The 12,612-nt window shown below is 67.0% G+C and carries 12 protein-coding genes; 7 read left to right on the top strand and 5 right to left on the bottom strand.

What is annotated here, in order from left to right; genetic code table 11:
* A partial coding sequence (locus tag BGN95_RS16155; RefSeq protein WP_286773337.1) for an aminotransferase class I/II-fold pyridoxal phosphate-dependent enzyme occupies window positions 1–668 on the bottom strand: 668 nt, incomplete at its 3' end.
* 30 nt (window positions 669–698) lie between these two features.
* Between BGN95_RS16155 and cobU the strand changes: the two genes are divergently transcribed.
* Both cobU and BGN95_RS16145 read left to right on the top strand, forming a co-directional pair.
* Window positions 699–1,223: a bifunctional adenosylcobinamide kinase/adenosylcobinamide-phosphate guanylyltransferase gene (gene cobU, locus BGN95_RS16150; protein WP_265311763.1), complete on the top strand. Its 525-nt coding sequence runs from the start codon at window positions 699–701 to the stop codon at window positions 1,221–1,223.
* 70 nt (window positions 1,224–1,293) lie between these two features.
* Entirely contained in the window at window positions 1,294–2,931 is a 1,638-nt protein-coding gene (locus tag BGN95_RS16145) for an FAD-dependent oxidoreductase (RefSeq protein ID WP_286773310.1), read from the top strand.
* Window positions 2,932–3,014: 83 nt separating this feature from the next.
* Here the strand turns inward: BGN95_RS16145 and BGN95_RS16140 are convergent, their stop codons facing one another.
* Entirely contained in the window at window positions 3,015–3,911 is an 897-nt protein-coding gene (locus BGN95_RS16140; protein WP_286773309.1) for a diacylglycerol/lipid kinase family protein, read from the bottom strand.
* A gap of 223 nt (window positions 3,912–4,134) precedes the next feature.
* On the opposite strand from BGN95_RS16140, the gene BGN95_RS16135 reads away from it, so the two are divergent.
* From BGN95_RS16135 to BGN95_RS16120, 4 genes are read left to right on the top strand one after another with little or no spacing between them, the layout of a single operon-like run.
* Entirely contained in the window at window positions 4,135–5,544 is a 1,410-nt protein-coding gene (locus tag BGN95_RS16135) for a circularly permuted type 2 ATP-grasp protein (protein WP_265311766.1), read from the top strand.
* Window position 5,545: 1 nt separating this feature from the next.
* Complete coding sequence (locus BGN95_RS16130) at window positions 5,546–6,481, top strand: alpha-E domain-containing protein (protein ID WP_265311767.1); 936 nt, start codon at window positions 5,546–5,548, stop codon at window positions 6,479–6,481.
* Window positions 6,481–7,326: a transglutaminase family protein gene (locus BGN95_RS16125; RefSeq protein WP_265311768.1), complete on the top strand. Its 846-nt coding sequence runs from the start codon at window positions 6,481–6,483 to the stop codon at window positions 7,324–7,326. The genes BGN95_RS16130 and BGN95_RS16125 overlap by 1 nt, the downstream gene beginning before the upstream one ends.
* Window positions 7,327–7,344: 18 nt before the next feature.
* On the top strand, window positions 7,345–8,088 hold the full coding sequence (locus BGN95_RS16120; protein ID WP_286773308.1) for a proteasome-type protease: 744 nt from the start codon (window positions 7,345–7,347) through the stop codon (window positions 8,086–8,088).
* 37 nt (window positions 8,089–8,125) lie between these two features.
* Here BGN95_RS16120 and BGN95_RS16115 read toward each other — a convergent pair whose 3' ends face one another.
* Genes BGN95_RS16115 through mdlC form a run of 3 tightly spaced genes read right to left on the bottom strand, consistent with a single transcriptional unit; the run spans window position 8,126 to window position 11,548 of the window.
* Window positions 8,126–8,620: an aromatic-ring-hydroxylating dioxygenase subunit beta gene (locus tag BGN95_RS16115; RefSeq protein ID WP_286773307.1), complete on the bottom strand. Its 495-nt coding sequence runs from the start codon at window positions 8,618–8,620 to the stop codon at window positions 8,126–8,128.
* Window positions 8,617–9,963: an aromatic ring-hydroxylating oxygenase subunit alpha gene (locus tag BGN95_RS16110; protein WP_265311771.1), complete on the bottom strand. Its 1,347-nt coding sequence runs from the start codon at window positions 9,961–9,963 to the stop codon at window positions 8,617–8,619. Before BGN95_RS16110 ends, BGN95_RS16115 begins: the two co-directional genes overlap by 4 nt.
* Before the next feature lie 28 nt (window positions 9,964–9,991).
* Window positions 9,992–11,548 (bottom strand): benzoylformate decarboxylase, encoded by a 1,557-nt coding sequence (mdlC, locus tag BGN95_RS16105; protein ID WP_286773336.1) that lies wholly within the window; start codon window positions 11,546–11,548, stop codon window positions 9,992–9,994.
* Between the two features lie 94 nt (window positions 11,549–11,642).
* Between mdlC and BGN95_RS16100 the strand changes: the two genes are divergently transcribed.
* Window positions 11,643–12,572, top strand: coding sequence for a LysR family transcriptional regulator (locus BGN95_RS16100; protein ID WP_286773306.1), 930 nt, complete (start codon window positions 11,643–11,645; stop codon window positions 12,570–12,572).
* Window positions 12,573–12,612: the final 40 nt, after the last annotated feature.

The raw sequence follows: 12,612 nt of genomic DNA, 5'->3' as shown, positions 1-12,612 counted from the left end.
CGCACGCGATCGATCACCGCGGGCGGCGCGACGACGAAGCCGAGCCGCACACCCGCCAGCCCGAAGAATTTGCCGAACGAGCGCAGCACCACCACCGGCGCCGCGTCATCGACGAGCGGGAGGATGCTCGCCTCGGGCATCGTATCGACGAACGCCTCGTCGATCACCAACCAGCCGCCGCCCGCTGCCTGGCGCGTCGCCAGCACGTGCAGCGCCGCGCGGTCGAGCAGGCGCCCGTCGGGATTGTTCGGGTTGGCGAACAGGATCGTGCCCGGCCGAGCGTCGATCGTCGCGACGCTCGCCTCGGCGATCTCGCTATGGGTGCCGTAACCGGGGCGCGCGGCGACGATCGGCCCCGGCAGCCCGAGCATCGGCAACAGCCGCAGCGCCACCTCGCTTCCCGGCACCGCCGCCACCCGCGACGGCGCGCACCCGAAATAATGCGCCGCGGCGGCCTCCAGCGCGCGCAATGCGGTGATCGCGGGGAGCGGCGCGGAATCGACGGCGAGCCCCGCCGGGGGCGACCAGGCCAGCGGATTGATCCCGGTCGACAGATCGAGCCACGGGCGCGGCGCGCGCGGAAAGGCGCGCATCGCGTCGTCGATTCGGCCGCCGTGTCGCCCGAAGCCGTGCAATTCCGCTTGCGTCATCCCCACCGCCATCGCCATTCATCCGCCAAACGGCAAGCCGGAAGGGTGATGACGGGCGATCCACGGACGATATTGGTGCTCGGCGGCGCGCGATCGGGCAAGAGCCGCCACGCGCAGGCGCTCGCCGAGGCGCGGTCGCCGGCGCGGGTGTTCATTGCCACCGCCGAGGCTGCCGACGCCGAGATGCAGGCGCGGATCGCGCAGCATCGCGCCGATCGCGACGCGACCTGGCGGACGGTCGAGGCCGCGATCGCGCTCCCCGAGGCGATCCGCGCGCACGGCGCCGGCGGTGATGTCGTGCTGGTCGATTGCCTGACCCTGTGGCTCTCCAACCTGCTGCTCGCCGAGATGGATCTGGAGGCGGCGGGCGCGGCGCTGCTCGACGCGACCGCGGCGGCGACCGCGCCGATCATCTTCGTCAGCAACGAGGTCGGCTTCGGCATCGTCCCCGACAATGCGCTCGCACGACGCTTCCGCGATGCGGCCGGGCGGCTCAACCAGCGGCTCGCGGCGTGTTGCGACGCGACCGATCTCGTCGTCGCCGGCATCCCGCTGAGGATCTCGCCGCGCTGATGCCTGACCGGCCGGGTTGCGCCGGCGAGCCTGCGGCCTCATGCAGGGCCGACGCTACGCGGGAGGACCCATGACCACGCTCGGCACACGCCGACATCAGATGTTTCCTGCGCTCGACGGCGCGCAGATCGCGACCGCCCGCCGCTTCAGCAGCGGCCCGGAACGCCGGTTCGCGCCCGGCGAGGAGATATATGCGATCGGTGCCGTGGATGTGCCGGCGTGGCTGGTGCTCCAGGGGGCGATCCACGTCCTGCGCCGCGACGGTCTCAGTCACGAGGCGCCGATCACCACCCACGGCGTCGGCCAGTTTTCGGGCGAAGTGAACCAGTTGGCGGGGCGCCCCTCGATCGCCGGCGGTCGCGCGGGGCCGGAGGGCTGTACGGCACTGCCCTTCGACGCCGCGCATCTGCGCGCGCTGATGGTCGGCTCGGCCGAGCTGGGCGAGCTGGTGATGCGCGCCTTCATCCTGCGGCGGGTGGAGCTCATCGCCGAGGGTGGCGCCGGCACGATCCTGATCGGCGCGCCCGACAGCCCGGACATCGTTCGCCTGCAGAATTTCCTGACCCGCAGCGGCTATCCCAACCTGACGCTGAACGCGGCATCCGATGCGGAGGGCAAGGCGCTGGTGGAACGGATCGGCGTGCTGCCCGAGGAACTGCCGCTGGTCGTCTGCCCCAACGGCCATATGCTGCGCCGGCCGAGCAATGGCGAGGTCGCGACCTGCCTCGGCATGACGCCCGCGCTCGATCCGGCGACGCTCTACGACGTGGCGATCGTCGGCGCCGGCCCCGCCGGTCTGGCGGCGGCGGTATATGCCGCGTCGGAGGGGCTGTCGGTGGTCGTCCTCGACGAGCGCGCGATGGGCGGGCAGGCCGGCGCCTCGGCGCGGATCGAAAATTACCTCGGTTTCCCCACCGGCATCTCGGGGCAGGCGCTCGCCGGCCGCGCGTTCAACCAGGCGCTGAAATTCGGGGCCGAGATCGCCGTCCCGCTCAGCGTACGGAAGCTGCACTGCGATGGCGCCACGCCGGCGCTCGAACTGACCGACGGACGCCGGTTGAAGGCACGCACCCTCGTCATTGCCTCGGGCGCGCGATACCGCCGCCCCGCCATCCGCGATCTTCCGCATTACGAAGGACGCGGCGTGTCCTATTGGGCCTCGCCGATCGAGGCGCGGCTCTGCGCCGGCGAGGAAGTGGCGCTGGTCGGCGGGGGCAATTCGGCCGGGCAGGCGATCGTGTTCCTCGCGCCGCAGGTCGCGCGGCTCAACCTGTTCGTCAGGCGCGACCTGTCCGAAACCATGTCGCGCTACCTGATCGATCGCATCGCGGCGCTGCCCAATGTCGAGATCCACGTCGGCAGCGACATCGTGGCGCTCGACGGCGATGCCGACGGCCTGACCTCGGCGACGTTCCGCAAGCGCGCCGACGGATCGTCGCACCGGCTGGATATCCGGCACCTGTTCCTGTTCATCGGCGCCGATCCGAATTCGGACTGGCTCGAAGGCTGTGTCGCGACCGACCCGCAAGGCTTTGTCGAAACGGGCGGCGGCGTGCTGCCGCTCGAGACGAACGTGCCCGGCGTGTTCGCGATCGGCGACGTCCGCAAAGGCTCGACCAAGCGCGTCGCGGCGGCGGTCGGCGAAGGGGCCGCCGTCGTCGCGCAGATCCACGCCAAACTTGCCGAACGCAATGGAGGACAGGCATGACCGGATGCACCCACACCGGCGGGATCAGGCAGGTCACCCCGAGCACGCGGGGCTTCAATTATCGTTGCGGCTAAGTCGGGCACTCATGGCTGTGCGCCGTCATGCCGCGGCACAACGACGCGAAGCGCCCCCGGCAAAATGCTGAACGAAAGGGGAAGCGACAGGTGGGTGACTTCGCCGTCCAGCGCTATTTCGATGCGACGTTCGGAGGAATGAACGGTAAAACCAGCGCTGTCGCCCAGCGCGGCAAAGTCGCGTTCGCGATCCGCCCGGCCGAGCAGCGCGCGGATGCCGAACCATAAGAGCGCTGCGCGTGTCGAGCGGCTGACGGCGTAAACGGCAAGCTTGCCCTCGGTCAGCGAGTCGCGGGTGCCGAACGATCCGCTGTCCAGCGAGTAGCGATTATTGCCCACGAAGAGCAGCGGCGTCACCACCGGCTGTTTTCCCTGGTCCAGTTCGATGTGAAGCCGATGATGGCGAAGCCGGGACAATGCGTCCCAGCTCGCGGGGAGCGTCGCGAGCCACTTCGGCCAGCCGCGCCGCTCGCGGATATCGTCGCGGCCGCGCACCATGAACGGATACAGCCCGACCGAGACATTGTTGATGAAGCGTCGATCGTTCACCTCCCCGACATCGATCCCCTGCGACCGCCCCTGGACCGCGAGCGCCGCCGCCGCTTCGAGCTGGAGCGGGATGCCGAGATCCCTCGCGAAATGATTGAGCGTGCCGAGCGGGAGGATGGCGACTTCGGTCTCGGCTTTTGCCAACGCCTGTGCGGCAGCCGCGACGGTACCGTCGCCCCCGGCGACCACGATCCGCGTTTCGCCTTTGGCCGCGGTTCGCAACGCGCGGTCCATCTCGTCCGCCTTGAGCATCCGCACATCGGCATTGCCGCCAGCCTGATCGAAGGCGGCCTCGACCTGATCGGGCAGCTTGTCGCCGGCGGCGCTGGCGGCGCCACCTTCGCGATTGATCAGCACGAGGAGGCGCCTGTTCGTCATGACGGCGTAACGAAGCCGCCCCGCGATGGTTCAGCGGGGCGCGCGCGCTGAGTCGCGCGGGTCATCCATGCGCGCCGCGCGCGTCCGCTTGGGCGAAACATCATTAAATTCATAAAGTTGATCGGGAAATTTCCTGAGCGGATTTCGCGCTTGCAAATAATTTTGTGCAACGCATCATGGCGAGACGAGCGAAGGAGAGCGGATGGCCTTTTTCGAGATGACCGATCAGTCTGCGGTGGTTCGGCCCTGTTATGCCGAAGTTCAGCGCTGGATCGACGAAGTCGGCATCGAAAGGCTCAACGCGCGGCTCAAGGAAGCCGAAACGATCTTCCGCCGGATCGGCATCACCTTCGCCGTCTATGGCGAGGGGGGTGATCCGGAAAGGCTCATCCCGTTCGATCTTCTGCCGCGGGTTTTCTCGGGCGCGGAGTGGCGCACGCTCGATCGCGGCATCCGGCAGCGCGCGCAGGCGCTCAACGCCTTCATCTACGATGTCTATCACCGCGGCGAGATCATCCGCGCCGGGATCGTGCCGGGGGAGCTGGTCTACCGCAACCGCGCGTTCCTTCCCGAAATGATCGGCTTCGATCCGCCGGGCGGGGTTTACAGCCATATCGTCGGGATCGACATCATCCGCACCGGCGAGGGCGGCTTCCAGGTGCTCGAGGACAATTGCCGCACCCCCTCGGGCGTCAGCTATATGCTCGAGAACCGGGAGATCATGCAGCGCATGTTCCCCGAATTGTTCGGATCGACCCGCGTCGCGCCGGTCGATTCCTATCCCAACGATCTGCTCGCGACGCTGAAGGAGGTGGCGCCGCCCGGCGCGCGAAGCGACCCGACCGTGGTGGTGCTGACCCCGGGGCCGTTCAACTCGGCCTATTACGAGCACAGCTTCCTCGCCGATCTGATGGGGGTCGAACTCGTCGAGCCGATGGATCTCTATGTCGACGAGGACAAGGTGTGGATGAAGACCACCCACGGCCCCAAGCGCGTCGACGTAATCTATCGCCGGATCGACGACGATTTCATCGATCCCTTGACCTTCCGTCCGGATTCGATGCTCGGCGTGCCCGGATTGTTCGGCGCCTATCGCGCCGGCGGGGTGACCTTGTGCTCGGCCCCCGGCGCGGGGATCGCCGATGACAAGGCGATCTATCTTTTCGTGCCGGAGATGATCCGTTTCTATCTCTCCGAAACGCCGATCCTCGAAAATGTCCCCACCTGGCGCTGCGCGCTGCCCGACGAATGCGCGCATGTGCTGGAAAATCTCGACCAGCTGGTCGCGAAGGAGGTCCACGGCTCGGGCGGCTACGGGATGTTGATCGGCCCCAAGGCGACGCGCGCCGAGGTCGCGGCCTATGCCGATCGCATCCGCGCCGATCCGGCCGACTTCATCGCGCAGCCGACGCTCGATCTCTCCACCGCGCCAGTGTTGGGCCAGAAGGAGATCGTCGGACGCCACGTCGATTTCCGCCCCTATTGCCTTGTCGGCAAGCGGATGCGGCTGGTCCCCGGCGGCCTTACGCGGGTGGCGCTGACCGAAGGCTCGCTGGTGGTGAATTCCTCGCAGGGCGGCGGCGTCAAGGACACCTGGGTGCTGGACGATTGATATGCTGAGCCGCACCGCCGAGAATATCTTCTGGATGGCCCGCTACATCGAGCGCGCCGAAAGCACCGCGCGGCTGATCCAGATGGGGCAGCGCATGACGATCCTGCCCGGCCCGATTCATCGCGAGGAATGGCGCTCGGTCCTGCGCGTCACCGGCTGCGACGGGCTGATCGACGGCGATCGCGCGGTCGCCGAGGCCGATATCGTCCAGCTGCTGCTGCTCGACGAGACCAATCCCTCCTCGATCCGCTCGTGCATGCTGCGCGCTCGCGCCAACGGCCGCGCGGTGCGCACCGCGCTGACGCAGGATATGTGGGAAGCGCTCAATGACGACTGGCGCCGGCTGGAACAATATGATGTCGCGAGCGCGCGGCGAAACCTCGCCGAGCTGATCGACTGGGTGAAGACGCGCGCCTCGACCTTCCGCGGCGCGGTCGAGACCGGGCAGCTGCGCAACGAGGGGCATGATTTCCTGCGCATCGGCGGCGCGCTCGAACGCGCGGAGATGACGCTCCGGCTGCTCGACGTTAAATATTATGTGCTGCTGCCCGAGACCGCGGTGGTCGGCGGCGGGCGCGATCATTATCAGTGGACTTCGGTGCTCCACGCGCTGGCGGCGGCGCGCGCTTATCATCACGTTTATGGCGGCGGCGATTATTCACCGTGGCGGATCGCCGACCTTCTGGTGCTCAACCAGCAATTTCCGCGCTCCCTGTCGTTCTGCTTCGGGCAGATCGGCTGGCATCTCGACCGGCTGGCGCAGGCGCATGGCCGGCGCGGTGCCGCGCATGACACCGCGTCGATGATGCTCGCCGAGCTGCGCGACCGCGAGGGCGGCGAGATTTTCGAAGAAGGGCTCCACGAATTCGTGCAGAATGCGCTCGTCGTCACCAACCGCCTGTCGCGAGAGATCGCGCAGACCTATCATTTCAACTGATGCTGCTCGTCGTCCGTCATCTGACGCACATGCGTTATCCGGCCGGCGCCGCGAGCGTCGCGCTGCGCCTCAAGCTGTTCCCGCAGAGTTTCGAGGGGCAGCGGGTGATCGACTGGCATGTCGAGGTCGAGGGGGAGGAGATCACGCGCACCACCGTCGACGGTTATGGCGAGCGCTTCGCGCAATGGCTGAGCCGCGGCCGGCACGATGAGCTGGAGATCGTCGCGCGCGGCCGGGTCGAAACCGAGGATCGCGCGGGCGTCGTCAAGGGCATGCGCCGCGCCTGTCCGCCGGCGGTCTGCCTGCGCGAAACGCCGCTGACCGAGGCGGACGAGATGATCCTTGGGCTCGGCGACGGGCTCGAGCCCGGCGACAATGCGCTGGCCGGGCTGCACGCGCTCAGCGCCCGGGTGCGCGACGCCTTGCCCTATCGCGGCGGCGTCACCACCAGCGCCACCGCGGCGGCGGCCGCGCTGGCCGGCGAGGGCGGCGTCTGTCAGGATCATGCGCATATCTTCATCGCCGCCGCGCGGGCGCGCAATGTCCCCGCGCGGTATGTCGCGGGCTATCTGCTCGCCGGCGACGAAGCCGATCAGCAGTTCGAATCGCACGCCTGGGCGGAGGCATATATCGACGGTCTCGGCTGGGTCGGGTTCGATATCGCCAATGGCATGTGCCCGACCGATCATTATGTGCGGCTGGGCAGCGGGCTTGACGCCAATGACGCGGCGCCGGTACGCGGGGTGGTAACCGGCGGGGGGCCGGGGATCGTCTCGGCCGATGTGCGGATCGCCCGCGGCGAAGGCGACATCGAGGCGATCCAGCAGCAACAGCAGCAGCAATGACCCGGGCCAAGATCTGATATGACCTATTGCGTCGCGGTGCGCGTGACCGATGGGCTGGTGCTGTTATCCGATACCCGGACGAACGCGGGTCTCGATAATATCTCGCGCTTCACCAAGATGTTCACATGGGAAGTCCCCGGCGAGCGCGCGATCGGGATGATGTGTTCGGGCAATCTTTCGATCACCCAGGGGGTGATGACGCGGCTTGCCAAGGCGATCGAGCGATCGGCCGACGATCCCGATATCGAGACGATCCTCAATGCCGACAGCATCTTTCGCATCGCCGAGCTGGTGGGTGAGGCGATGCAGGCGCAGCAGGATCGCTATCGCGAATCGATCCAGGCCGGCGGCGTCGGCGCCGATGCGATGATCCTCGTCGCCGGCCAGCGCAAAGGCGGGCGGCACCGGTTGTTCATGGTCTATGCGGCGGGCAATTTCGTCGAGGCGACCAGCGATACGCCCTATTTCCAGATCGGCGAGCATAAATATGGCAAGCCGATCCTCGATCGGGTGGTGACGATCGATACGCCGCTCGAACAGGTGGTGAAGGCGGTGTGCGTGTCGATGGATTCGACGCTCCATTCGAACCTTTCGGTCGGCATGCCGCTCGACCTTGCCGTGTTGCGACGCGATCGTTTCGCCTTTCAGGTGCGCGAGCGGATCGAGGCCGACGACCCCCGCTTCCAGAATATCTCGCGCGAATGGGGCGGCAGGCTGAGGGAGGCGTTTCTCGCGATGCCCGACGTCGTTTCGATCGGTTGAAGCGCGCCGGTAAAACCTTCCCGACCCGGGCGATCGATCAGATGCAATAGAAGTCCAGCACCGTCGGGATCGTGTCATTGAGCAACACGATCGTCTTGGCGGCGATCAGCCAGCTTTGCCCGTCGAACCTCAGCTCATGCCGATAGCGGCCGAAAAAGGCGTGCGATCGCCCGGCGCGCTTGTCGAACAGATGGACGGCGACGTTCGACGCGACGACCGCGCTTGCGGCATCCGCCTCTGCCAATCGGACGTTGGTGATCAGATGGACGGTGCGCATGCGCGGCGCCGAAGCGACCGACTGGCCCGAGCGCGCGCGCCATACCCGGTCGGCCAGATTCCCGCGCCCGCGATAATAGATCAGCGACAATTCGCTTTCCGGATCGCTGGTCGTCTCGGTCTCATTCTTCCACGCGGGAAGCCAGAAGACCGCATCTTCGGCGTAAAGGTCCAGCCACGCGTCCCATTCATATTCGTCGAGGCATTCCGCCTCGCGATACAGGATCGCCGCGGCGGCGTCGGGCGTCAGGATCATGGCGCCAATACTCCCGCCATCCGCCGCGCCCATTCGCGATAATAGCTCCGGAAGAGCGTTTCGTCGCCAAGCTGGGCGTCGGCGAGCACGCTGAACGCCGGGTGGAGATCGATCAGCGCGCCGAAGCGGTTGCCGCCTTCGCGGGCCGCCGTGGTGCCGCGCGCATAGCCCTGCAGCCAGGGATCGACGCGGCTGGCGAAGCCGCGCTGGCAATTTTCATAGGTCACCGTGTCGTCGGGCGTTGCCATGCCGCTGGGGTTGAAGAAATCCTCGTACTGACGGATGCGTTGCCGTCGCGCTTCCCGGCTTTCGCCTTTCGGCGCGATGCACCAGGTGCGCATCTCGGTCTTGTCGGGTGCGAGCGGCTGGATCACGCGGAGCTGGCTCGATGCATTTTCGGCGATCTGGAGGTTGGGAAAGATCGACAGATTGCGCATGTTGAACATCCAGTCGCGCTTGGCCACGCCGTGCCGTTCGGCCAGCGTCTCGGCGCGCTCGTAGAGCGGCAGCGCCTCGGTGACGCCGAAAATGCCCCAGTTGAGAACATGGCCATAAGGGAAACTGAAGCTGCCCCCGGCAACGCCCTTGGCATCTTCGCGCCAGTAATCGCTGCTTTCCCACACCGATTTCACGGCGGCCTTGGTGTTGGACGTCTGACGTTGTTCGAGAATGCGGATGTAGGACGGGTGGGTGGACGTGAAGTGATAGGCGTCCGAACAATTTTCGAGCTGGAGTTTCCAATTGCCGTGGAAGGTGAAGGTCACCGCGCCGGGCACCAGTTCGATCCCTTCGTCGCTCTGGTCGGCGACGAGATCGAGCAGTTTCGCGGCTTCGCCGAGATGCGTCTCCAGCGGCGGTACATCGGCATCGAGGCTGCCGAACAGGAAGCCACGATAGTCGCCGAATGCCGGCAGCGCCGGTAGGTCATGGTTTTGCGCGTCGAAGCTCGCGGCATAGCAGCCGGCGCGTTTGAGCTTCACGTTCTTGTTGCGACCCGCGCTGTCGAAGGTCCAGCTATGATAGGGGCAGACGTGGAGGCGCGCATTGCCCGATAGCGTCTGCGCGACGCGCGAGCCGCGGTGGGGGCAGGAATTGACGAAGGCGTTGAGCTTTCCCGCGCCGTCGCGGCTGACCAGTACCGGCACCCGGCCGATATCGGTGGTGAAGAAATCGTGCGGGTCGCGCGCCTGATCGGCGATGCCGAGAAAGACCCATCCCCGCTCGAAAATATGACGCATCTCGAGGTTGAAAATGTCGGGCTCGTCGAAGATCGCGCGGCTGACGCGGAAAATGCCGTCGTCCGGCCGATCATCGATCAGGTCCGAAATGCGCGCGCTGAACATTGTCCTCGTCCTGTCCATCTATGCGTGGTCAATCTACCATGACGTCCACCAGCGTCGGCCCCGGCGCGGAGAAGGAGGCGAGCAGCGCCTTGTCGAGCGCTGCTGCTGTCTCGACCCGCTCGGCGGACAGCCCCTGGCCGCGCGCCAGTGCGCAGAAGTCGATGCCGCTCAGCGTCGTGCCTTCGGTCTTCTGCAGGCCGAAATGCCGGCCGAAATTGACCAGCGCCTCATACCGCCGGTTGTTGACGATGACGAAGCTGATCGGCAACCCGAGCTGTGCCGCGGACCACAGCCCCTGGATCGCGTACATGCTCGATCCATCGCCAAGGATCGCGATGATCTTGTCGCCCGGACGACCGAGCGCGACGCCGATCGCCGCGGGCAGACCGTGCCCGAGCCCGCCGCTCGCGCAAGTATGGAAACCGCCCGCGTCGACGATCGGCAGACGATCGTGCATCGCGCCGCGGCTCGACGGCGCTTCCTCGACGATCACCGACCCGCGCGGCCGCAGATGCGCGATCTGCTGGAGAAGGTAAGCGTCGGTCAGCGCCGAGGGCGGGAGCGGGGGCGGCGCCTTCCGGCGCGGTGGCAGCGCGCGCGCGACCGGCGCGGGGCCATCGAGCAGACGCGCGAGCGCGAACCTTGCGTCGGCGACCAGCGCGGTGCCTTCGGGCGCCCAGCTCGCCGGGGCGATCGAATCGACGATATGATAAAGCCGCGCCCCCTCCGGCAGATGCGGGCCGGATGCTTCGGTATGGTATAGCGATAAGGGTCCGCCGACGACCAGAATCAGATCATGGCCGTCGAGATCGCGGACGATCGCCTCGCGGCTTGGCGACAGGAAACCGGCGAACAGCGCGTGATCCTCCGGAAACACCTCGCGCGCGGCGAAGGGCGCGGCCCAGACGCTGGCGGCGTGGCGCTCCGCGAGCGCGATCGCCTCATGCCATGCGCCGTCGCGCGCGACGCCGGCGCCGAACACCAGCGCGGGCCGGTTCGCGTGCGCCAGCGCCGCGGCGATCTCATCGAGCGTGCCGGGCTCGCCGGGATTGCGCGCGATGATCCGCCGCGCGGCGACCGGTGCGCAGGGTCGATCCCAATCGTCGACCGGGATCGACACGAAGGTCGGGCCGCACGGCGGCTCCATCGCGACATAATAAGCGCGCGCGATCGCCGCCGGCACATCCTCGGCGCGCGCCGGCTCCACCGCCCATTTGACATAAGGGCGCGGGAATTCGGTGGCCCGGTCGGCGAACAGAAAGGGTTCGAACGGCAGGATTGCGCGCGCCTGCTGCCCCGCGGTCACCACCAGCGGGGTCTGGTTCTTAAAGGCGGTGAACAGATTGCCGAGCGAATGGCCGACGCCCGCCGCGGCGTGAAGATTGACCAGCGCGGCGTTGCCGGTCGCCTGCGCATAGCCGTCGGCCATGCCCGTCACGATCGATTCCTGCAGCCCGAGGATGTACCGGAAATCCTCCGGGAAATCCCGGAACATCGGCAGTTCGGTCGACCCCGGATTGCCGAAGACCGTCGTCATGCCCAATGTACGCAATAGCGACAGCGTCGCGTCGCGGACCGTTTGCATGGTCAAGCGTCTCTCTCCTCGCGTTTTTCTCCTTATCGGTGCCGCGGCCACGCTGCGCCATTGCCGATTTGCTCGAAAGTCATAACATCGTGATATGACTTTTGATCAACGCCAGTTGCGCGCCTTTCTCGCGGTGGTCGACCGCGGCAGCCTGGGGCGCGCGGCCGATGTCGCGTGCATGACGCAACCCGCGCTCAGTCGGCTGATCGGCGAGATGGAGCGGCGCTTCGGCCAGCGACTGTTCGATCGTCACAGCAAGGGCATGGTGCCCACGGCGGCGGGTGAGACGCTGATCCCCCATGCCAGATTGCTATTGTTCGAGATGGAGCAGGCGGCTTCGGCGCTGGATGCGTTGCGCGGCCTCGGGCGGGGGCGGTTGCGCGTGGGCGCGGTGGCGGCGATCGCGCGGACGATCCTCCCCGCAATCGCCGCGCGCCTGCTGGATGCAGCGCCGAAATTGCAGGTCGATGTGCTCGACGCACCCGAGGACCGGCTTGTCCAGGCGTTGACGGGGCGTGAGATCGACGTGGTGATCGCCCCGGCAATCGCGCCGCATCCCGAAATCCGGCCGATCGCCGAACTCGATTATAAAGACAGCTACACTGTGCTCGCCGCCGCCGCGCACCCGCTCGCGCATCGTGCCGATGTCGGGCTGGACGACGTGCTCGGCGAGCGCTGGGCGATGCCCGAGATCGGCAGCGCACCGCGCATGTTGTTCCACAATCTGGTCACCGCGCAGGGCGGGGCGTTGCCGGATGTCGCGGTGGAAACCAATTCAATCGGCGTGATGCTCGCCACCGTTTCCTCCAGCCGATTGCTCGGCTGGCTGCCCAAACCCTTGATCGGCGCGGAGATGGAGCGGGGGCTGATCGCGGCGATCGGCATTCCCGTGCTCGAGGTCGAGCGCCGCTTCTTCGTCTATACCCGCCGCAAGGGCAGTCTGATCGCCGCTGCTCATCGCCTGTTCGATCTGCTTCCGCTGAGCAGCCGTGCGGTCGCCGCGCCGTCATGCGGCTTGCCGTGACCTTGCTCCCTCGCTAGCCGCCGACACCACGACATTTCAG

Source organism: Sphingomonas sp. 66-10, from assembly GCF_001897045.1.
Lineage (GTDB): Bacteria > Pseudomonadota > Alphaproteobacteria > Sphingomonadales > Sphingomonadaceae > Sphingomonas > Sphingomonas lycopersici.
This window is presented reverse-complemented; position numbering and strand designations above follow the sequence as displayed.